Genomic DNA, 19,811 nt, shown 5'->3' with positions numbered 1-19,811 from the left:
GCATGTGCGGCATCGGTGGAATCGTGGCGCTGAATGCCACAGCGGCTTCTCCTTCGCGGCAGGCGCTGATGCAGATGATGGGCGCGCTGGCGCATCGCGGGCCCGACGGGCGCGGTCTCTACCGGGACAGACGCGCGGGGCTGGCGCATGTGCGCCTGTCCATCGTCGATCTTTCCGGTGGCCAGCAGCCGATGGCGGATACAGGCGATACGACGTGGATCGTGTTCAACGGCGAGATATTCAACTACGTCGAATTGCGTGAAAAACTCACGGCGCTCGGCCACCGCTTCCGAACCCGCAGCGACACGGAGGTCGCGCTGCACGCCTATCGTGAGTGGGGAGAAACGGCCTTCGAGCGGATGAACGGCCAATGGGCAATTGCGATCTGGGATTCAGTGGCCAATCGTCTCATATTGTCGCGCGACCGCTTCGGCATTTGCCCGCTGTATTTCAGCGAGCATGCGCACCGGCTTTATTTCGCCAGCGAAGTGAAAGCCATTTTCGCGGCCGATCGAACCATACCTCGCGCCCTTGATCCAGCCGGCATCGATCAGACGTTCACGCTCTGGACGGTCGTTCCGCCGCAAGGAGTTTTCCACGGAATCAACGAACTCGAGCCGGGTCGTGTCCGCATCTATCAGGATGGCACCGTTCGTGAGCGGATTTTTTGGCAGCCTTCCTATCCCGACAATTTCGGATCGCGGCAGGGCGAGTTCCCCGGGTCCTCCAACGACGCGGTGGACCGCGTGTCTAGCGCTCTTGAGTCCGCGACGGCGCTCAGAATGGTGCGCGCCGACGTGCCTGTCGGGTGCTACCTCTCCGGAGGGCTGGACAGTTCGCTTGTGGCCGCGCTCGCAAGGCGCTTCGCGGGCGATCGCTTCCAAACCTTCTCCTTGCGTTTTGCCGACGCCGAATATGACGAGACCCGCTTCCAGCGAATGGTTGCCGAGACGATCGGCAGTGAGCACCATGAAGTGGTCGTTTCGCGCAGAGATATAGCCGGAATCTTTCCGGAGGTAATCCAACACACCGAGCGCCCGATACTGAGGACTGCCCCGGCGCCGCTCTTCCTGCTCTCGCGCCTGGTGCGCGAGCGTGGCATCAAGGTCGTGCTGACCGGCGAAGGCGCTGACGAAATGTTCGCCGGCTACGACCTGTTCCGCGAAGGCAAGGTCCGCCGCTTCTGGGGGCGCCACCCGACATCGACACGCCGCTCTCGGCTCCTGGAACGCCTTTACCCCTATCTCACCCGCTCGCCGGTGCAACAGCAGGCGATGGCGCGTCAGTTCTTCGGGCGAAATATTCAGGCTTACGACGCGCCGGGCTTTGCTCATGAAACACGCTGGCGAACCACCAGTGCCATCAAGCGCTTGTTTACGGCCGATATGCGGGCTCGAACGCAGGGCCGCGACGCCGTGTCCGAGTTGCTCGCCCGTCTGCCCGCGCAGTTTGCCCGTTGGAGCCCCCTTGCGCAGGACCAGTATCTCGAGGTGCAAACACTGATGTCGGGCTATCTGCTCTCCTCGCAAGGCGACAGGATGCTGATGGCTCACTCCGTCGAGGGGCGCTTCCCGTTCCTGGACGATGAACTTGTGAGGCTCGCGAATTCGCTGCCACCCTCCTTCAAACTCCGCGGCCTCGACGAGAAGCACGTGCTGAAGCGCATGGCGGCACCCATCCTGCCCTCCGAGATCATAGCCCGCAAGAAGCAGCCCTTCCGTGCGCCCAACGCGCTTTGCTTCGTCGGCGCAGACGCTCCGGATTACGCTCGCGAGGCGGTTTCGCAGGCGGCCCTGCGCGAGGCGAATGTCTTCGATCCAAAGGCGGTCACGCACCTGCTTGCCAAATGCCAGGCCAGAACTGGCGATGGCGACCTGTCCAATGCCGACAACATGGCGCTGGTCGGCGTGTTGTCGACCCAACTTCTTCATCAGCAGTTCGTCGCGGGTTGTCCCAGTGCAACGCTCGAATGCACGCTCAGCGTCGACGTCGACTGCGAACATCGGGAAGAGCGCCTGTATGTTGCATGATGCCGTACCACTGCTGCATGACTACCTCGCCCATTCCGCCGTCCGACACGGAAGTAAGGTGGCGCTGGTGTGCAACAAGCAGCGTGTCACTTACCTCGAACTCGAAACGCGAGCCAACGCGATCGCCCGGGACCTGGCCGCATCCGGAGTCGTTCGCGGTGATCGCGTGATGATCTTCGCCGACAACACCGTCGAGACGGTGGTTAGCTTCTGGGCGGTGCTAAAGGCGAATGCGGTGGTGTGCATCGTCAACCCGCTCACCAAGAGCGACAAGCTCGATTATCTGCTCAACGACTGCCGGCCGACGGCGCTCATCACGGACGGCCATCTGCAAGCGATCTTCCGCGAGCCGGCGCGCGGCTGCCCGTCACTTCTGCGGGTGATCGTATCGGGACCGATCGACGACGTCGAACTCGCCCAGCTGCCGTTTGCCGTGCGCTGGGACGCCGCCCTCGCCAATGGCGCGGATACGCCGCCGGCACGGCAGTGCATCGATGTTGATCTGGCAGCCATCATCTACACGTCCGGGTCGACGGGCGAACCCAAGGGCGTGATGCTGACGCACAGAAACATGATGGCCGCGTGCGCGTCTGTCGCTTCCTACCTGGCGATTGCCGAGGACGAGGTGATCCTCAATGTCCTACCCCTCGCCTTCGATTATGGACTGTACCAGATGATCATGGCTTTTCGTACCGGCGCCCGGCTGGTGCTCGAACGCTCGTTCGCTTTCCCGGCACAGATCCTCGGGTTGATCAGGCAGGAGGGAGTTACGGGCTTTCCCGGCGTGCCCACAATCTTTGCCGCACTCTCCGAACTCAGGTCCCTCAAAGACCAGGATTTCTCGAGCATCCGCTACGTCACAAACACTGCGGCAGCCCTACCCCTCAAGCATATTTTCATGCTTCGCGAGCTGTTTTCGAGTGCACGCATCTATTCGATGTACGGTCTCACCGAATGCAAACGTTGCACCTATTTGCCGCCAGAGGACCTCGAGCGAAAGCCATTGAGCGTAGGGATCGCAATCCCGAATACGGAGATGTGGATCGTTGACGAGCATGACAGGCGGATAGGCCCAGGCGTTGTCGGCCAACTCGTCATTCGCGGCGCAACGGTGATGAACGGGTATTGGGGCAAGCCCGAGGCAACGGCCAGGAAACTCAAACCCGGCCCGCTGCCCGGCGAGCAGGTCCTATACACCGGCGACTACTGCCGGATGGATACGGAGGGTTACCTCTACTTCGTTGGCCGTGGGGATGAGATCATAAAGTCGCGAGGCGAGAAGGTGGCGCCAAGGGAAGTGGAAAATGTACTGATGGACATTCCAGGAGTCCGAGAAGCGGCTGTCATAGGTGTTCCCGACGAGCTCCTCGGGCAAGCGGTGAAAGCTTTTGTGGTGATGGAGCATGGAAGAGCCATTGGCGAAAGGGAACTGCAGAAGGAGTGCCAGAAGCGTCTGGAAAACTTCATGGTCCCGAAATCCATCGTCGTTGTGGCGAACCTGCCGATGACGGACACGGGAAAACTCAAGAAAACGGCGCTGTCATGATACGGGGCCAGAACCAAGTCGCTGATTTAATGGTGACGCCACGGAGGACGAATTCATGTTGACCATCAAGGAACGCACCGGAATCTACAGCGAGCAGATTCGTAGTTTCTTGGTTTCGAATTTCTACGTCAGCGACGTCAAGGCATTGCTGGATGACGCATCCTTGCTCGATCAAGGCATTGTCGACTCGACGGGTGTGCTTGAGATTATCGGCTTCATCGAGGAGACCTTTGGCATTACCGTCGAGGATAGCGAACTTCTGCCTGAAAACCTCGATTCCATCCAGGGGATCGAGCAATACATCATCCGCAAAATGAACTGATGGGTAAGCGTAACGCCCAGAGCAGCCCCGTATTTGGTCTGATTGTCGCAGGATTCATGCCTGCGTCTTGACTTGCCCCAGAACCACCCGGCCCTCGCCCGCTTCGTTCGAGACCGAACGGATGTTCTCGAATGCCTTGCTGCGTTCCAGCAGACCCGCTACCTGTCGGTCTTGGCCAAGCCCGACCTCGAAGAGCAGGATGCCGCCACGCCGCAGGTATCGCGGTGCGTCTTTCAGTACGCGCATATGAATGCTCAGGCCGTAAGGGCCGGCTGCAAACGCCTCGCGCGGCTCAAGCTCGATCAGATGGGCGCGGTCGCCCTCGAGCCGCTTTTCAGAAATGTAAGGCGGATTGCAGACGATTACGTCGATAGTTCCGTCTAACCCAAGGCCGATGAGAGAGTCGAACAAGTCGCCCTGAAGCACCGAAAGACGCTCAGCCATGCCGTGATGTGAGGTGTTGCGGCGTGCCGTTTCGACGCATTCATCGGTGAGATCGCTTGCCCAGACAAGGGCGCTGGGCACATGGTAAGCGATCGCGCACGCCAGATTCCCAGTGCCGCAGCACATATCAACTATGCGCGGAGCCGGCAGGTTCATCTGATGCAACACACCAAGCGCGGTCTTGCCGAGCAACTCGGTCTCAGGTCTGGGGACGAGCGCACCGGGCGAAACCAGCAGTTCAAGTCCCATGAACATGGCGCGGCCGGCGCCATAGGCATCAGCTACACTGAACTCTTTGCTCATGGCCGACCCCATCGCTTGATCTCCCCAGTATAGATCTGCGGCGCTCATGCGCCAGCCAAACCTGCTCCGAAATCATGAATTCTCAAGCCTTTCCTTCGAAAAACTGCAGGCACAAACTCGGTGCATCGCACTTCTGACGCTCATTGACCGATTGCAATCTCAGGTCGCCAAAGATGGAGAGAGAGGTGCTGCTCATGCTTTGAAGAGCCAATGGCGCGGTACGGCGGCTTTTAGATTTTGTGGATCGTGGAGAGGGGTAAACGCCTATCCAACTCTGATGGAGCGGAGGCGCGGACCGCAGCTCCATTGACGCGCTAATCTTCGGCTCCGGTAATTCAGCAAGTGGTCGGTGGAAGCGCCTCCGCTCCAGCATCAGCCTCACCTTGCTGCATGGAGAGGTTACCTATAGGTTTGCGGACATGTCGAAACAACTGTCCGAAGGTCTCGGATCGACATCTCATTTCCGGTCAATCGCAGAGAGGGGCCGTGAGCGAAAGCGTGAGTGTTCTGATTGTTGAGGATCAATGGCTAGTCGCGCAGGACACTGCCGCGCGGCTGCGTCGCGCCGGTTATCAGGTGGTCGGACCTGTGCCGTCGGTATCCGCCGCTCTGCGTCTTGTCGAATCGGACAAGATTGACGTGGCGTTGCTAGACATCCAGCTGAACGGTGAAACGGGTCTGCCGGTGGCGAGGATATTGCAGGCGCGAGGCATCCCCTTTGCCTTCTTGTCGGGATTTGGCCCCGCCGACGTTCCCGCGGCTTTCCGCGACTGCAGATTCCTGCCGAAGCCGGCAACCGATGCTGTCATCCTTGCTGCTGTCAGCGAGTTGGCGTCCCTGCGCACAGCTTCGCGCTGACATTCGCTCCGCCGCATTATTACCGGAGTTGCGCCCTGGCGACCTGGTAGGCCGGACGAGGTCAGTCTCACAAAGGGCAACATTGGCGCTTTGGTCATGAGGACGGCGGACTACGACCGGCGAGGACGGAAATTCAGCGTTCAAAAAGCATCCGCCGGGGTTCCACTTCTCGGCCTGTTGGCGGCGATTTGGACTTAGGTCCGATCCCGGTCGCCAGAGGTCGGATTGCGGAACATCTGCCAAGGACCCACGTTCGGGGTTTGAGCACGGAGGTGCCGGCCGATCTCGAAGCGCAGTTTCACGGGCAACTGTTGGGGAGTGTCGTAGTGCCGATTTCAAACGATATGGGGGACGAGTACCTGGAACTGGAATGTCCAAACTGTTCTCATGTCATCATAAAAAAGGGATCGTGGTTGAAGGTGATATCCAACTTCAACTGCACCCAATGCCATGCAAAAATCAGAATTGGTTATATGACCAAGCTCGCGCTTTTCGAGAAAAAAAGGCAAAGCATGAACCCGGCTGCGCAGTGAGAGTCCTGGCGGCCCGACAGTCGTTTGGGGTGGTGCGTTGAACCGTCGGGCCTGACCGGCCCGATGGCGGGGGAGCCAGGCCGGCTGGGTGAATCGTATACATTAGATCGTGCTTATCAAGCCCAAATACGCGGCGCGACATCGCCTGGTGGAGCAACGGTGAACCCCGCGCCCATATACGCGCTAGCAGGAACGTCGGCGGTCAACATGCCGCTCATTCGTAGAGAGTGCGAACAGCTTCATCAAACAACTCCACCTCGGCTTCAACCTTTTCAGCCGCTTTATCGACCTTGTCGAAACGCTTCAGCATTCGATTGTGGAGCATGGACAAGCGTGCCGCATGGTAGACCACGCTGCGCTTGTAACCTTCAGAGTCGAGTGGTTCGAACAACATTGTCATGGCAGAAATCCTCAATGTTTTTCGTCCTGCAATCCTTCCCTAGTAAACCGCCAGTTAACTCTTTCGTTCCGCTGGTGATGCGAAGGCGCCCGAATGAATAACTCGTTGCGCTGTCTCCAGACTGCACGAGCGTGCTTCGTCTGTCTGAGGTTGGGCCCCAAGGCTTGCGCTTGCCTCGCCTGTTCGGCTCATGCTGCGTCAGTCACGACATCGACGGCCAGCTTCAGTTCAATCGCTTTGGGCGTGAGTTGAATACCGGCGCTGCCAAAAATTGCCGAATGATCATCCTGCTGTGGTGGGACCGCCGAACCCGTCAGAACCGAGCCGGCTTGGATAGTCGCCCCGCCGCAAGGACGCGAGCGATCGAAGATCACGTCGGCAGGTGCTCTGCCCTCTCTAGGAAGCCGGCGCCGCGCGCACTTACTGAAAAAACTCAAACAGAATAAGAGCGAGAAAGGCAAACAGCAGCGCTGCAGCCGCTAGCAACACACCTTTGTTGGAGCCGCGCCGAGGTTGAGGGTCAGGCACGAGTTTTTTCCGGTTTGGGAGTTCATTCATTGGACATTAATTTGCGGCTGCAAATTAGGTTCCGCTCATGCTTGAATGCCTACAATGCCGCCCCACAGCGCCCTACAGGCGCACGACCTTCGCTAGCCATAGGCGTATCCGCTGGCCTTCTGCAAAGGACAACGCGAACGATTCCTGATTGAATGACCGGGCAATTTCCTGATCTTTCTCATTGATTTCGTTTAGCTGGTTTACTTACTGATGTTGCGAACGACAGATGTCGCCGAAACCACAACGTAGAAACACGGCGACTGCAAATCCTAGTTTAAGTCACTCGAGCAGAAGATCGGAGCGATGCCTATGTGCCGCCGAAGCGCAAGAAGCCGCTGCGGGACATGCCAGTCTCGCCAGCGCTAGTTAGGGCTGCCGGCGCGAATCTAGCGTTTCTTCGGCTTCGGCGTGATGTCCTGCGACCCGCGCCTTGTCGCCATTTTTCGCGAGAACACCAGATTTTGCCTTGTCCTTACTGGTCGGCAACTCTGGACCGCAGCGACCGACGGCGCCGGGCGCCAGTGGCAGATCGGTCGTGGCCTTCAACGGCAAGCACCGCATGCGCGCGGGCATGACTTCTTCGTTGCCGTAGCAATCGCAATCGGCTGCCCAACGGCAGTGCCTGGCCGCTACGCGCCACGGAAGAATTGTTCCTCTCAAGCCTCTTGGCTGGAAAAGGGCTTCCGCAAGTTCAACAACAACGCGCAAAGCCCGTATTGGCTCACATCCAAACAATCGCACATAGTGCTCCCGCGCCATCTCGGTCGCGTTTTCGCGTTTTGGGTGTGTGCGGCGCGTCTCGGCGAAGGGCTATGGAGAATTCGTATTTCGTTCCTTTCGCCGCCTTGAATGAGACCAAGAATTTCATGGCTGTCAGAAAACGACACGTATCAACCCGCTCACGACGATCCATAGGCGCCGTGATGATAGATCAGTGCCGGACCGGGCTCTCCGCTCACCACATGCCGGACGCTGCCGAGTATTAGCGCATGGCTGTGGCGAACTATGGTATCCTCGACGGTGCAATCGACCGCGGCAAGCGCACCTTCGAGCGCCAATGCGCCGCTTGCAAGGGTGGACCAGCGTGCACCCTCGCAGCGAGCCTGCCCCTTGAGGCCGCCTCGACCAGCAAAACGGTCGGCAACCGCGATCTGGTCGGCGCGTAGCACATTCACGCAGAAGTGCCGATGCCGGCTGATGGCTCCATGTCGACGAGCTCAGGTTGATGCTGACGACCATCACCTCCGGTTCGACCGACAAGGAATGGGCTGTGGTAATTGTTGCGCCCGTCCGCTCGTCGCCGATGCCTGCGGTGACCACGGACACGGCTCCGGCCAGGTGTCGCATCGCAAATTTTAGGGAGATCCGGGTTTCATCCGGCAGAATGCGTTCGGTTAGTGTCATCTGGATAGCCTCATCGTGTTTGCACCTTCACGACGCCCTGCGACGCAACGCCGTCTGGTAACCCAATTGGTGAATTTCGGTGGCGATGCTCTCGGCATGGGCGGTGACTTCAGGGATGCCCATCAGCTCGCCGACGCTGCCGCGCGCCAGCGGTCCGCTAATGAAAATATTGTCGGCCGGGTGACCTGACTTACCGACCGCGCGGCCGTGGCTGTCGGTGTCGAGACCAAGGCCGGTTGGGTCAAGACGGACCAGGCCCAGATGTCCAAGGGCGGCAATCGCCGTGTTGGTGCGAAGAATGTCCGCATGCGCCGGCCCGGTCGTCACGATCACGCTGTCGAACGTCTCAACGATGAGGTCGTGTCGGCGCCTTGACCGCTGCGTGACGCGGATACGTCCGTCGGCCTCTTCGGCCTCGACAATCGATCCGGCGCGATAAGCGAGCGTCCCCTCGTCAAGGCGGCGATCCAGCACGACTGCTACCTGTGGCGCGATGCGGAAACGATGCACGTCCCAGAGCGCGCGAAGATGGCGCACCACGCGGCGCTGCTCGGCGAGCGGCAAGGCCTGCCAGATCAACTGCCCCTGACGCCGGACAGCGTCGAGGACCGGATACCAGTCTTCGCCCTGTCGCGTCGCTGCCGCGATCGTGGCCCGGATGCGCCTGAGCAGCACCGTGGCGCTGCGTAAAGGCAGGCTGGTGAAGTCGCCTATCGGGTCGCCCTGCATGGCGGCCTGCACATGCGAGCGATAGCCATGGCGCGACAGTGCCGTGATGCGGCCGCGATGACCTCTACGGTCGAGGGCTGCAATGACGTCGGCCGAGGTCAGACCGGTGCCAACAATGAGAACACGGTCGTCGCGGCCGATCGCCTGCAGCCGTTCGAGATCGTAGGGATTGGCCACCAATCCGGCGACTGAGGCCACGCTGCGCAGCGGCGCCGGGAGGGCCGGCAATGGATGCGTCGCCGCGATCACCACAGCATCGGCGGAAAGCGTTGCGCCATCGGACAGGACAAGCCGGTAGCCCTCGCCACTGCGCTCGACCCAAGCAACTTCGGCCCTGACATGGCGGATCGCCTTGCTTTGCAGGAAGGGCTGCAGGTGGGATTCGACATAGCGGCCGAAGACTCGACGCTGCGGGTAAATCGCGCCGCTGGCGGCAATGGCCTGCGTATCGTCCAGAATAGCGCCGGTCTGCTCCAGCCAGTCGGAAAAATGGCCCTCCTCACCTGAGATCAGCGTCATCTTGGACGCCCGCACGTTGATGCGGTGCGAGGGATCGGCCGTCGAATAGGCCAGACCATAGCCGAGCGCCTCGCGCGGTTCGACGACCACGATATCGGCTGCATCGGCGGGCAGCAGCCGCGCCAGGTGAAACGCGGTTGCGGCGCCGGAAAAGCCGCCGCCAATGATGGCGACCGTCAGTTTCCCAGCCCTGCGGGAAGCGCTCAAGACTGGCTCGCGCGCAGCGCCGATGGTCGATGATCTCCGGCCACCGTTTCGCCGAACGGTCCCATGTTCACCGTCGTCGGCCGGGTCGAGATTTCGTGATCGATCGGCAGCAGCGGCAGCACCAGTTCGCCGAAGCGATAGGCTTCCTCCAGATGCGGATAGCCGGACAGGATGAAGGTATCGATGCCAATCCTTCGGTATTCGTCGATCCGTTCTGCCACGGTCGCCGCGTCACCGACCAAGGCGGTGCCGGCGCCGCCGCGCACGAGGCCAACGCCGGCCCAAAGGTTCGGGCTGAGTTCGAGCTTGTCGCGGCTGCCGCCATGCAACCGGCTCATGCGCGACTGGCCAACCGAATCCATGCGGGCGAAAACCTTCTGTGCCTCGGCGATCGTCTTGTCGTCGAGGCGGCTGATCAGCCGATCGGCATCGGCCCAGGCCTCGTCATTGGTCTCGCGAACGATGACATGCAATCGGATGCCAAAGCTCACTTCGCGGCCGGCCTTTTCGGCAAGGCCGCGCACATGCTCGACCTTGGCGGCGACGTCCGCCGGCGGCTCGCCCCAGGTGAGGTATTTGTCGATCTGCTCGGCGGCGACCGCATTGGCCGCGTCCGACGAGCCGCCGAAATAGAGCGGCGGGTGCGGCGTCTGCACCGGCGGGAACAGCAACCTGCCATCTTCGATGCGGAAATGCTTGCCTTCGAAGGCTACGGTTTCGCCGCTGAGCACGGCCTTGTAGATGTCGAGAAATTCCCGCGTCACCTCATAACGCTCGTCATGGCTGAGGAATATGCCATCGCCCTTGTTCTCGACCGGATCGCCGCCCGTGACCACGTTGATCAGCAAGCGCCCGCCCGAAATGCGGTCGAGCGTCGAGGTCATGCGCGCGGCGAGCGTCGGCGACTGCAGCCCTGGACGGACCGCAACGAGAAAGCGAAGTCGTTGCGTCAGCGGCGCCAACGCCGACGCCACCACCCAGCTGTCTTCGCAACTGCGCCCGGTCGGCAGCAGCGCGCCATAATAGCCGATGGCGTCGGCCGCCTTGGCGACCTGGGTGAGATAGGGCAGGTCGACCGCCCTGCCGCCCTCGGAGGTGCCGAGATAGCGGCTGTCGCCATGGGTGGGCAAGAACCACAGGACCTTGATCCTGTCGGGGGTGGCAGTGCTCATGAATAGTCCTTTGTGACTTTACGGCGTTCCCGCTCAGCTCCAGGCGTGGAGGGGCGGGTTGACCTCGTTCAGGTAATAGTTGCCGACGATCGCGTATTTCCAGCGGACGGGATCGTGCAGGGTGTGGGTGCGCGCATTGCGCCAGTGGCGGTCGAGATTGTGCTCGGCCAGCGTGGACCGCGTGCCGGCGAGTTCGAACAGTTTGTTGGTGGCGGTGATGGCGATCTCGGTGGTGAGGATCTTGGATTCGGCGACCGCGATCTGCGCCTCCGCGACCGTCTTCTCGTTAGGATCGGCCACGGCGCGGTCGACCGCAAGGCCGGCCTTTTCCAGAATAGCCTCGGCCGCATTGGCGCGCAGGCGAAGGTCGCCGATCGCCTGGATCGTATAGGGATCCTGCCAGGCATTATCGACGCCGCTGTCGATCCACGCGCGCGACCTGGTGCGCACGAAGCTGACCGTCTCGTCGATCGCCGCCTTGGCGATGCCGAGATCGACCGCCGCCTGGATGATCTGGAAGATGGGTCCGTCGGCTGTCGGTTTGTCGTACCCCTTGTAGCCGGGGACGAGATGCGTCTTCGCCACCTTCACATTGTCGAGCAGGACCGTGCCGGAGAGCGTCGTCTTCTGGCCGAAGCTCGACCAGTCATCGATGACGGTCAGTCCGGGCGCCCCGCGATCGGCGATGGCATACCAGGCGCGCCCCTCGTCATCGAGCGCCACAATCGGCACCAGATGGGCGAGCAGGGCGCCGCTTGAATAGAATTTCTGGCCGTTGACCACGACATGGTCACCGGCATCGACAAACTTGGTCTCGAAGTCTGCGGCACGCTTGGAGCCGAACTCGGAAAACGCGTTGCCAAAGCGCGTGCCGGACAGTGCCTCGGCGAAGAGCAGCTTTTTCTGCGCCTCGTCCGAAACCGTGCGGATGGCGGCGACCACGCCGAGATGGTTCTGCGGAATCTGGCCAAGCGAGGGATCAGCCGTCGAGATGATGGTGATCACCTTCGACAGCGTCACATAGGACACCTCCGGCCCGCCATAGGCCTTCGGCACATTGATCGACCACAGGCCGCTCTGCGAAAACGCATCGAGCTCTTCCTTCGGCCAGATGCGCTCGCGGTCCCGCTTCGACGCTTCCCTGGCGAATTCAATGGCAAGTTTTTCGGCGATGGCGATCGCCTCGGCATCGGTCTTGATGATATGCGCCTTGGCCGACGGGCGCTCCACTGGAGGCACGGCGACGCGCGCGTCGGACGGCTGCTTGGATTGGATGGTCATGCTGCAGTCTCCTGGGGGAAGTGTTGCGATGGAAGCGGCGCGCCGCCGAGATAATAGGTCTTGATGTCGTCGCGCTGGCGCAGGTCGGCAGCCGACCCTTCCAGCACGCTTTTGCCGTTTTCGAGGACGGTGGCACGATCAGCATATTTCAGCGCCACCGCCGAATTCTGCTCGGCGACAAGGATCGAAAGATCTTCGTCCCGATTGAGCCGCTTCAAGGCGCTGAAGATCTCGTCGACGATCAGCGGCGCGAGCCCCATCGAGGGCTCGTCGAGCACGAAGAGTTTCGGCCGCGACATCAGTCCGCGACCGATCGCCGTCATCTGCTGCTCGCCGCCGGAGGTGAGGCCGGACCGCGTGCGCCGTTTCTCGAGAAGCCTCGGAAAAAGCGCGTAGACACGCTCAAGGTCGGCCTTCACGCCAACGCGCGAGGACGAGCGCCCGAGCGCACCGGTCAGAAGGTTCTCCTCGACCGTCAGCGAGCGGAAACAGTGCCGACCCTCGAGAACCTGGACCAGGCCCTTGCGGACAAGGTGCGAGGGGCTTGCCCTTGAAACTTCCTCGCCATCGAAAAGGATTCGGCCGGCGGTGACGGAACCACGCTCGGCCGGCAGAAGATTGGATACGGCGCGCAACAGCGTCGTCTTGCCGGCGCCATTGGAGCCGAGCAGCGCCACGATCTCGCCCTTGCCGACCGAGAGGTCGACGCCATGCAGGGCGGCGATGGCGCCGTTGTAGACGGCCTCGACGCGGCTGACCGACAGGATCGGATTTTCTGGGCTGGACATCGATAACTCCGCTGGGAATATGGATGGCACGGCCGGCCCGTGGGCCGGCCGTGGGTTCGTCAAACTCAGTTGCTGACCACCGCATCGGCGTCTTCTGCCGTGCGGATCTTGAGGCCCTTTTCCTTGGCGTAGGTCTCGGACGACTTCTCGATGATCGGGCGAAGCAGCTTCCAGTCCGGCGCGATCCAGTCAGACACGACGTTCCACTTCTTGCCGTCCCACTGCTGGAAGGTCACGTAGCCATCACCCTCGTGATTGTCCCAGGAGACGTTGATCGAGTGGAACAGGTCCTTGGCACCGAGCGCCTCGACGCGCGCCGGGTCGAGCTTGAGATGTTCGAAGCCCCAGCGAACCTCGTCGCCGGTCAGCGTGCGATTGCCGAACTTGGCCTGGGCGATGCGGATGGCTTCGACATTGAGGATGCCGTTGACGATGCCGAGATTGTGGTAGACCGAGCCGATGCGGCTCTTGTCCTCGAGATTGCCCTTGCCGGCGTCGTAGACCGTCTTGACGATCTCCTTGACGACCGGATAGTCGGCGCCAGACGCCTGGGTGGTGATGGCGGTGTAGCCCTTGGCGGCGTCGCCGGCGGGGATGACGTCCTCTTCGGAGTTGGACCAAACATTGCCGACGATATGATCGGCCGGGAAGCCGGTCTTCTGCGCGGTCTTGAGCGCAACCGGGTTCATCACGCCCCAGCCGCGCAGCACGACATAGTCGGGGTGCTCGCGACGGATGGTTAGCCACTGCGCCTGCTGCTCGTTGCCCGGATGGGGAACTTCAATCTGCGACAGCTCGAAGCCGTATTTCTGCGACAGCAGCTCATAGATAGGGATCGTCTCCTTGCCGTAGGGCGAGCCGTGATAGAGCACGACGATCTTCTTGCCCTTGAGCTTATCGAGGCCGCCTTCCTTGGAGGCGATGTAGTTCACGATGCCCGACGTTTCGCTGTAGGGGTTGAGCAGCAGCGGGAAGACGTAAGGGAATACCCGGCCGTCGGTGGTGTCGGTGCGGCCGTGGTTGATGGTGATCAGCGGCACCTTGTCATCGGTGATGCGGTCGATCATGGCATAGGCGATGCCGACCGAGAGCGGGTTCCAAGCCGCGATGCCGGGATTGCTCTTCAACCGCTCGTAGACCTCGACGCCCTTCTCGACTTCGTACTGGGTTTCGCCCTCGCTCCAGGTCAGCTTGACGCCATTGACGCCGCCGTCGCGGATGTTGATCAGGTTGAGATAGTCGATGAAGCCGCCAAAGAAGCCGGTGCCGCCGGCGGCATATGGGCCAACGCGGTAGCTCTGCAGCGGGAAATATTGTTCGTCGGCATGCACGGCTGTCGCGCCGAGCACGAAAGCGGTGGCGATCGCCGCTTTCTTGAGGTGACTGAAGAAGGTCATGAGTTGCGTCTCCTGAGGTGGGTCCGTGAGAGAATGTCGAGCGGCGCTCAGCTGGACCTTGAGCCGATCCGTCGTTTCAGGCGGTCGAAGAGGGCCGACAGCCCGTTCGGTTCCGCGATGAGGAAAATGATGATGAGCGCGCCAAGCACGATGCGCTGGCTCATGTCGAGCACACCAGAATCGAACAGGCCGCCGAACACGAAGGCGCCGAGCCGAGACAGAACGAGCGGGAAGACGACGATGAATGCGGCGCCCAGAAACGCACCGCGTATCGAAGCCAGCCCGCCGATGATGATGATGAACAGGATCTGAAACGAGCGGTCTAGATTGAAGCCGGCCGGCTCGACCGTGCGCAGATAGGTGAAGGCCCACAGCACGCCGGCGACGCCGATGATGAAGGATGAAATGGCGAAGGCCAGCAGCTTGGTCCGCAGCACCGGCACGCCAATGACGCGCGCGGCGGTTTCATTGTCGCGCACGGCAATGAAGTTGCGGCCGGTCGCGCTGTTGACCAGCCGCCAAACCAGCGCCGTCAGCATGATGACGGTGGTGACGGAAAGCAAATAGCGTCCGGTGGCGCCGTCGAGCGAAAACCCGGCTACGGCAAGGTGCGGTGCAGAAATCACCCCGGACGGATTGTCGTTGGAGAACCAGCCGAACTTGGTCAGCGCCCACTGCACGAAAAACTGGGCGGCAAGCGTCGAGACAGCGAGATAGAAGCCGCGCAGGCGCAGGCTCGGCAATCCGAAGATGACGCCGATGCCGGCGGCCGAAATTCCGGCCAGGATCATGGTCGCCGCCAGCGGCAGTCCTTCGACCCGCAGGTTGAAATTGTAGGCAGCGAACTCGCCTACCGCCATGAAGGCGGAAGAGCCAAGCGAAAGCTGGCCGCAATAGCCGGTCAAGAGGTTGAGGCCGACTGCCGCCAGGCTGAGCGCAAGGAACGGCAGCAGGATCGCCTCGACCAGATAGCTCGACGCAAAGGCCGGGACCAGGCCGTAGACGACGACGATCGCCACGGCCGGCAAAGCTAATTTCCGGGCGAAGCTCAGCCAGTCGATTGGAGCCCTTGCGGCATCGAGCGCTTGCACGGCCATCGGTCAGACCCTTTCGACGGTTTTCTGGCCAAACAGGCCGGAGGGGCGCACCAGTAGGACAACCAGCGCCAGCGCATAGGCGAACCAGCCTTCGATGCCGCCGCCGACGAAGGGTCCGAGATAGACCTCGGCGAGCTTTTCGCTGGCGCCGATGATGAGGCCGCCGACGATGGCGCCAAGGATGGAATCGAAGCCGCCAAGCACCAGCACCGGCAGCGCCTTCAACACGATCAGCGATAGCGAGAACTGGACGCCGAGGCGTGCGCCCCACAGCAGTCCCGCGACCAGCGCCACGAAGCCTGCAGCCGTCCACACCGTTCCCCAGATCCGCGGCAGCCGCAGTCCGACGGCAAGGGCCGCGAACTGGTCGTCGGCGACGGCGCGAAACGCCAGCCCGATCCGGGTCCAATAGAAGAAGGCGCTCAAGCCCGCCACCATCGCTGCGGCGATGCCAGCTGCCAGAAGGTCGAACGACGAGATCAGGATGCCGCCGACCTCGAAGGGCGTGTCGTCGATGCCGAGATCAAGCCCGTGCACCTGCGTGCCCCAGATCAGTTGGGCAGCGCCCTCAATGATGTAGGACAGGCCAAGCGTGGCCATGAACAGTGTCATCGGCGAGCGGTTCACCAGCGGCCTGAGCACGGTTCGCTCGATGGTGAAACCCAGCGCGACCATGACTGCGAAGGTGATGAGCAGCGCAAGCGCAAACGGGATGCCGCGTTCGACCAGGCTGACAAAGGTGAGTGCCGCAAACAGCACCATCGACCCTTGCGCGAAGTTCAGCACACCCGACGTCTTGTAGATCAGCACGAAGCCGATGGCGACGAGCGAATACATGACTCCCGACAACAGGCCGCCGACCAGCACTTCGACAACGAAGAGAAAATCATAGTAGCTCATCAGATGCCCTCGCCATCCTCGCCCTCGGCGGTGCCGAGATAGGCCCGGATCACGTCCGGATCGGCGCGCACTTCGGCCGGCGTGCCGTCGGCGATCTTGCGGCCGTAATCGAGCACGGCGACGCGGTCGGATAGGCCCATGACGACCCCGATGTCGTGCTCGATCAGGATGATGGTGACGCCATGCCGGTCGCGCGCGGCGCGCACGAACCCGGCCATCTCGGCTTTCTCGGTCGCCGTCATGCCCGCCATCGGTTCGTCGAGCAGCAGGATCTTCGGCTCGGCAACCAGCGCTCGCGCCAGTTCGACCCGCTTCTGCAAGCCGTAGGGCAGCGTCGCGACCAGCTGATCGGCGACCGTTTCCAGATGCAGGAAGGCGATTGTCTGGTCGACCTTTTCGGCAATCGCAGCGTCTTCGCGCCTGGCGCGTGGCAGGCCGGCAATATGTTCGACAAAACTGGCGCGCCTGGTGTGGACGCGGCCCGACGCGATGTTGTCGCGCACCGAAAGCCCGGGAAAGAGCGCCAGGTTCTGGAAGGTGCGCGCGACGCCCAGACGTGCCAGACGGTTCGCGGGCACACGGGAGAATGACTGGCCGGCGATCGCGATCTTGCCGTGGTCGGCGTGATAGAGGCCGCTGATGATGTTGATCAGCGAGGATTTGCCTGCGCCGTTGGGGCCGATCACGGCGCGGATTTCGCCGCTCTTGACCTCGAGATCGACATCGCTCAGCGCCGTGACGCCGCCGAACGAAATGCCAATCCCGCTCAGGGTCAGGATCGCATCGACCTTTGCCGACAGGCGCGCCGGGCGCGTGTCCGTGAGTGGACCAGCGCCAGCAAGAATGCCGGGGATTTCGGGCGCACGCTCGTATGCGGCGGCTCCCAGCGAAGCACCAATCATGACACGTTCCTGATTTTGGAGGAGTGCGCGGCCCGCAGGCCGCGCCCTGGCCTATTCGGCGGCGACAAGCTCCCTGTCACGCGCCGCTTCCAGTTCGCGCACCAGCGGGATGATGCGCTTGCCGAAGAACTCGACCTCTTCCTGGAAATGCAGGAAGCCGAGCAGGATCAGATCGGCGCCGGCATCCTTCAGCTTGAGGATGCGTTCGGCGATCTGTTCCGGCGTGCCAATCAGATTGCTGCGGAAGCCGTCATTGTATTGCACCAGATCCTCAAGGGACGACTTCGCCCAGTTGCCCTCGCCTTCCGGCGAGGCCTTGCCGGCATTCTTGACCTGGTCGGCAAAGCCCTGCACCGCTTCGGGATTGGCCTTGGCGACGATCTCGTCCAGCACGGCGCGTGCTTCCGCCTCGGTTTCGCGAGCAATGGCAAAGGCGTTGACGCCGATCTTCACCTTGTGGCCATTCGCCTTCGCCTTGGCCTGGATATCGTCGACCTGCTTCCTGATCTCTTCGGGCGTGTTGCCGTTGGTGAAATACCAGTCGGACACCCGCGAAGCCATGTCACGCGCGGCGCGCGACGAGCCGCCCTGGAAGATCTCGGGCTGCGGATCGATCGGCTTCGGCTTCATCGAGTAGTTGGTGAAGCGATAGAAGTCGCCCTTCAGCGTAAAATTGTCCTCGGTCCAGATGCCGCGCAACGCGCGGATGAACTCCTCCGAGCGGCGGTAGCGCTCGTCATGGTCGAGCCACATCTCGCCGATGGCGGCGAACTCGCCACGGAACCAGCCGCTGACGACATTGACGGCCACGCGGCCATTGGTCAGGTGGTTGATGGTGGCGATCTGCTTGGCCGCCAGCGCCGGGTTCCATGGACCGGGCAAGACGGCGGCAATCACTTTCAGCGTTGTGGTGGCGGCCAGCAGTGCGTGGCTGAACGACACGGATTCGTGCTGGTTGTCGGCGCCGTAGCCGGCGGTGAAGCGGATCTGGCTCAGTGCGTAGTCGAAGCCGTTGGCCTCTGCGATCTGGGCGAGCTTGCGGTTGTAGTCGATGTCCCAACCGGTCCGCTGCTCGATGTTGGAGATGACCAGGCCGCCGGAGACGTTCGGAACCCAGTAGGCGAATTTCAGGCCGTCGGAATGAGACGTCATGTCGTTGTTCCCTTTTTGGTTGGCTCAGCCGACGCGCGCTGCGGCGGCGGCATTTGCATGGTTGGAATTGAGCAGTGAAACCGCTTCGGATGCGGCCCGTGAAATGCGTTCGCGTATCGCCTCGCCGACGATTTCGGCGCCGATGAAATCGTCGGGCGCCCCATAGACGCCGGTCGGTACGGTGACGGCGCCGAAAAAGCCGAATAATGGCCGCAGCTGATGTTCGAGAACCAGGCCATGGTAAGGACCTCCGCCTGTCGCCGCGAGAAGCACGGTCTTGCCGGCGAGCGCGCGATAGTCGACGAGGTCGAACAGGTGCTTGAGGGCGCCGGTGTAGGAAGCCCGATAGACAGGCGTTCCGACCACGAGCAGATCGGCCTTCTCGACACGCTGGATGATCGCTTCGCCGGACGCGCCGAGGGCGCCACGGGACAGTCCGACGAAAAGCGAAGGCGCCGCCTCGGTGATTTCGATCAGGCCCGTGTCTGCCGGGACGCGCAGCGCGACGTCCTTGACCAGCGCGTTCACCACCGCGGTTGTGCGCGATGGCGTGCTTACGCCGCCGGATATTCCGAGAACCGATAGCCTTGCCAACTCGTCAATCTCCCAGACCCTGCATGCGCATCGGTCATTTCCAAACCGGGGCAGACGATATTCGACAAAATCTATAGAGATAAGGAACGACGTTTCGATTTTTCGCCTTTGGCGAGAAAAATCCGGTTCTGCTAATGTGCGGTAGCAACGTCCATCTGGCGATGGCCGGGAAGGATCAAAACGGCTCGCAGTCATCTATCGACATTTTTGAAAGCGCCGATGCCTTTGGGCAATAAGGTTCGTTGCCATGATGCCTGGCGTCGCCGTCGCGCAATACTACGAAGCGGCTTCCCTTGCCGGCGACGTCACCAGTTTCTGGGTGCCCAATCGGGATTGTCTCTTTCCATGGTGCGCGACATTGGCTTTAGGATTAACCGCAGCGACAGTTGGGACACACGCATCCCTGTGGACGCCTCGAGTGCGACAACGTCCAGCAGCGCTGGACGGCTGGACGGCGCCAGTTGCTCGCGATCGACACGGGCAAGCTCTATGGCGGGCGTGGGGATTTCCTGCCGGTGGCCGAGGCGATAGCCCAGCAGATCGTCCATCTCGGTAAGTCGACGAGATCGTCACCGCCTAGCACCCACGGCGTCAATGACGGCCCAGGGATCTGGTGGGCTTTTCTGCTGGGTCAGGTGTTGAATGTGGGCCGATCGTACGTCCGCGATCAATCCG

At 61.7% G+C, this 19,811-nt stretch carries 19 protein-coding genes and 1 pseudogene; 5 read left to right on the top strand and 15 right to left on the bottom strand.

All coding sequences use genetic code 11. From position 1 onward, the window contains the following. The first annotated feature begins 2 nt into the window (after window positions 1-2). From asnB to NLY33_RS13885, 3 genes are read left to right on the top strand one after another with little or no spacing between them, the layout of a single operon-like run. The gene (gene asnB / locus NLY33_RS13895) at window positions 3-2,030 is read left to right on the top strand and encodes an asparagine synthase (glutamine-hydrolyzing) (RefSeq protein ID WP_023707685.1); all 2,028 of its coding nucleotides are present in this window, start codon (window positions 3-5) and stop codon (window positions 2,028-2,030) included. Further along, complete coding sequence (locus NLY33_RS13890; protein ID WP_031195843.1) at window positions 2,020-3,576, top strand: class I adenylate-forming enzyme family protein; 1,557 nt, start codon at window positions 2,020-2,022, stop codon at window positions 3,574-3,576. The genes asnB and NLY33_RS13890 overlap by 11 nt, the downstream gene beginning before the upstream one ends. A 55-nt stretch (window positions 3,577-3,631) precedes the next feature. After that, entirely contained in the window at window positions 3,632-3,898 is a 267-nt protein-coding gene (locus NLY33_RS13885; RefSeq protein WP_023670883.1) for an acyl carrier protein, read from the top strand. A 54-nt stretch (window positions 3,899-3,952) separates the two neighbouring features. Here NLY33_RS13885 and NLY33_RS13880 read toward each other — a convergent pair whose 3' ends face one another. After that, entirely contained in the window at window positions 3,953-4,645 is a 693-nt protein-coding gene (locus tag NLY33_RS13880; RefSeq protein ID WP_023689767.1) for a N5-glutamine methyltransferase family protein, read from the bottom strand. A 486-nt stretch (window positions 4,646-5,131) separates the two neighbouring features. Here NLY33_RS13880 and NLY33_RS13875 point away from each other — a divergent pair, with 486 nt between their 5' ends. Together NLY33_RS13875 and NLY33_RS13870 are read left to right on the top strand one after the other, a co-directional pair. Then, window positions 5,132-5,503 carry a response regulator gene (locus NLY33_RS13875; protein WP_023670881.1) on the top strand — a complete coding sequence of 124 codons (372 nt, stop codon included), beginning with the start codon at window positions 5,132-5,134 and terminating at the stop codon, window positions 5,501-5,503. Between the two features lie 272 nt (window positions 5,504-5,775). Continuing rightward, window positions 5,776-6,036 carry a hypothetical protein gene (locus NLY33_RS13870; RefSeq protein ID WP_245260961.1) on the top strand — a complete coding sequence of 87 codons (261 nt, stop codon included), beginning with the start codon at window positions 5,776-5,778 and terminating at the stop codon, window positions 6,034-6,036. A 214-nt stretch (window positions 6,037-6,250) separates the two neighbouring features. Here the strand turns inward: NLY33_RS13870 and NLY33_RS13865 are convergent, their stop codons facing one another. The 14 genes and pseudogenes from NLY33_RS13865 to NLY33_RS13800 form a co-directional block, all read right to left on the bottom strand. Then, entirely contained in the window at window positions 6,251-6,436 is a 186-nt protein-coding gene (locus tag NLY33_RS13865) for a hypothetical protein (protein ID WP_023681021.1), read from the bottom strand. 188 nt (window positions 6,437-6,624) lie between these two features. Beyond that, a complete protein-coding gene (locus tag NLY33_RS13860) occupies window positions 6,625-6,810 on the bottom strand; it encodes a hypothetical protein (protein ID WP_023706580.1) in 186 nt (61 codons plus the stop codon). Between the two features lie 1,083 nt (window positions 6,811-7,893). Further along, a pseudogene (locus tag NLY33_RS13855) lies at window positions 7,894-8,341 on the bottom strand (flavin reductase family protein). Between the two features lie 84 nt (window positions 8,342-8,425). Next, complete coding sequence (locus tag NLY33_RS13850; protein ID WP_023706577.1) at window positions 8,426-9,853, bottom strand: FAD/NAD(P)-binding protein; 1,428 nt, start codon at window positions 9,851-9,853, stop codon at window positions 8,426-8,428. Continuing rightward, entirely contained in the window at window positions 9,850-11,025 is a 1,176-nt protein-coding gene (gene ssuD / locus NLY33_RS13845) for an FMNH2-dependent alkanesulfonate monooxygenase (protein ID WP_023706576.1), read from the bottom strand. Before ssuD ends, NLY33_RS13850 begins: the two co-directional genes overlap by 4 nt. A gap of 33 nt (window positions 11,026-11,058) precedes the next feature. Next, entirely contained in the window at window positions 11,059-12,306 is a 1,248-nt protein-coding gene (locus NLY33_RS13840; RefSeq protein ID WP_023706575.1) for an SfnB family sulfur acquisition oxidoreductase, read from the bottom strand. Beyond that, the gene (locus tag NLY33_RS13835) at window positions 12,303-13,094 is read right to left on the bottom strand and encodes an ABC transporter ATP-binding protein (RefSeq protein ID WP_023706574.1); all 792 of its coding nucleotides are present in this window, start codon (window positions 13,092-13,094) and stop codon (window positions 12,303-12,305) included. Before NLY33_RS13835 ends, NLY33_RS13840 begins: the two co-directional genes overlap by 4 nt. Before the next feature lie 65 nt (window positions 13,095-13,159). Continuing rightward, complete coding sequence (locus NLY33_RS13830) at window positions 13,160-14,491, bottom strand: ABC transporter substrate-binding protein (RefSeq protein ID WP_023706573.1); 1,332 nt, start codon at window positions 14,489-14,491, stop codon at window positions 13,160-13,162. Between the two features lie 47 nt (window positions 14,492-14,538). Then, a complete protein-coding gene (locus NLY33_RS13825) occupies window positions 14,539-15,588 on the bottom strand; it encodes a branched-chain amino acid ABC transporter permease (RefSeq protein WP_023706572.1) in 1,050 nt (349 codons plus the stop codon). Window positions 15,589-15,591: 3 nt separating this feature from the next. Then, complete coding sequence (locus tag NLY33_RS13820; protein ID WP_023706571.1) at window positions 15,592-16,488, bottom strand: branched-chain amino acid ABC transporter permease; 897 nt, start codon at window positions 16,486-16,488, stop codon at window positions 15,592-15,594. Continuing rightward, window positions 16,488-17,390: an ABC transporter ATP-binding protein gene (locus tag NLY33_RS13815; RefSeq protein WP_023706570.1), complete on the bottom strand. Its 903-nt coding sequence runs from the start codon at window positions 17,388-17,390 to the stop codon at window positions 16,488-16,490. Before NLY33_RS13815 ends, NLY33_RS13820 begins: the two co-directional genes overlap by 1 nt. A 51-nt stretch (window positions 17,391-17,441) precedes the next feature. Next, a complete protein-coding gene (gene sfnG / locus NLY33_RS13810) occupies window positions 17,442-18,542 on the bottom strand; it encodes a dimethylsulfone monooxygenase SfnG (protein WP_023709130.1) in 1,101 nt (366 codons plus the stop codon). A gap of 24 nt (window positions 18,543-18,566) precedes the next feature. Beyond that, a complete protein-coding gene (gene msuE, locus NLY33_RS13805) occupies window positions 18,567-19,136 on the bottom strand; it encodes an FMN reductase (protein ID WP_031193016.1) in 570 nt (189 codons plus the stop codon). A gap of 305 nt (window positions 19,137-19,441) precedes the next feature. After that, complete coding sequence (locus NLY33_RS13800) at window positions 19,442-19,684, bottom strand: hypothetical protein (protein ID WP_023706569.1); 243 nt, start codon at window positions 19,682-19,684, stop codon at window positions 19,442-19,444. Window positions 19,685-19,811 lie beyond the last annotated feature (127 nt).

This window comes from Mesorhizobium sp. C432A (assembly GCF_030323145.1).
GTDB lineage: Bacteria > Pseudomonadota > Alphaproteobacteria > Rhizobiales > Rhizobiaceae > Mesorhizobium.
This window is presented reverse-complemented; position numbering and strand designations above follow the sequence as displayed.

What these genes read in the sequence shown, in the direction of transcription:
- asnB (WP_023707685.1), top strand. Translation starts at nt 3, where the DNA reads ATGTGCGGCATCGGTGGAATCGTGGCGCTGAATGCCACAGCGGCTTCT.
- NLY33_RS13890 (WP_031195843.1), top strand. Translation starts at nt 2,020, where the DNA reads ATGTTGCATGATGCCGTACCACTGCTGCATGACTACCTCGCCCATTCC.
- NLY33_RS13885 (WP_023670883.1), top strand. Translation starts at nt 3,632, where the DNA reads ATGTTGACCATCAAGGAACGCACCGGAATCTACAGCGAGCAGATTCGT.
- NLY33_RS13880 (WP_023689767.1), bottom strand. Translation starts at nt 4,645, where the DNA reads ATGAGCAAAGAGTTCAGTGTAGCTGATGCCTATGGCGCCGGCCGCGCC.
- NLY33_RS13865 (WP_023681021.1), bottom strand. Translation starts at nt 6,436, where the DNA reads ATGACAATGTTGTTCGAACCACTCGACTCTGAAGGTTACAAGCGCAGC.
- ssuD (WP_023706576.1), bottom strand. Translation starts at nt 11,025, where the DNA reads ATGAGCACTGCCACCCCCGACAGGATCAAGGTCCTGTGGTTCTTGCCC.
- NLY33_RS13840 (WP_023706575.1), bottom strand. Translation starts at nt 12,306, where the DNA reads ATGACCATCCAATCCAAGCAGCCGTCCGACGCGCGCGTCGCCGTGCCT.
- NLY33_RS13835 (WP_023706574.1), bottom strand. Translation starts at nt 13,094, where the DNA reads ATGTCCAGCCCAGAAAATCCGATCCTGTCGGTCAGCCGCGTCGAGGCC.
- NLY33_RS13830 (WP_023706573.1), bottom strand. Translation starts at nt 14,491, where the DNA reads ATGACCTTCTTCAGTCACCTCAAGAAAGCGGCGATCGCCACCGCTTTC.
- NLY33_RS13825 (WP_023706572.1), bottom strand. Translation starts at nt 15,588, where the DNA reads ATGGCCGTGCAAGCGCTCGATGCCGCAAGGGCTCCAATCGACTGGCTG.
- NLY33_RS13820 (WP_023706571.1), bottom strand. Translation starts at nt 16,488, where the DNA reads ATGAGCTACTATGATTTTCTCTTCGTTGTCGAAGTGCTGGTCGGCGGC.
- NLY33_RS13815 (WP_023706570.1), bottom strand. Translation starts at nt 17,390, where the DNA reads ATGATTGGTGCTTCGCTGGGAGCCGCCGCATACGAGCGTGCGCCCGAA.
- sfnG (WP_023709130.1), bottom strand. Translation starts at nt 18,542, where the DNA reads ATGACGTCTCATTCCGACGGCCTGAAATTCGCCTACTGGGTTCCGAAC.
- NLY33_RS13800 (WP_023706569.1), bottom strand. Translation starts at nt 19,684, where the DNA reads ATGGACGATCTGCTGGGCTATCGCCTCGGCCACCGGCAGGAAATCCCC.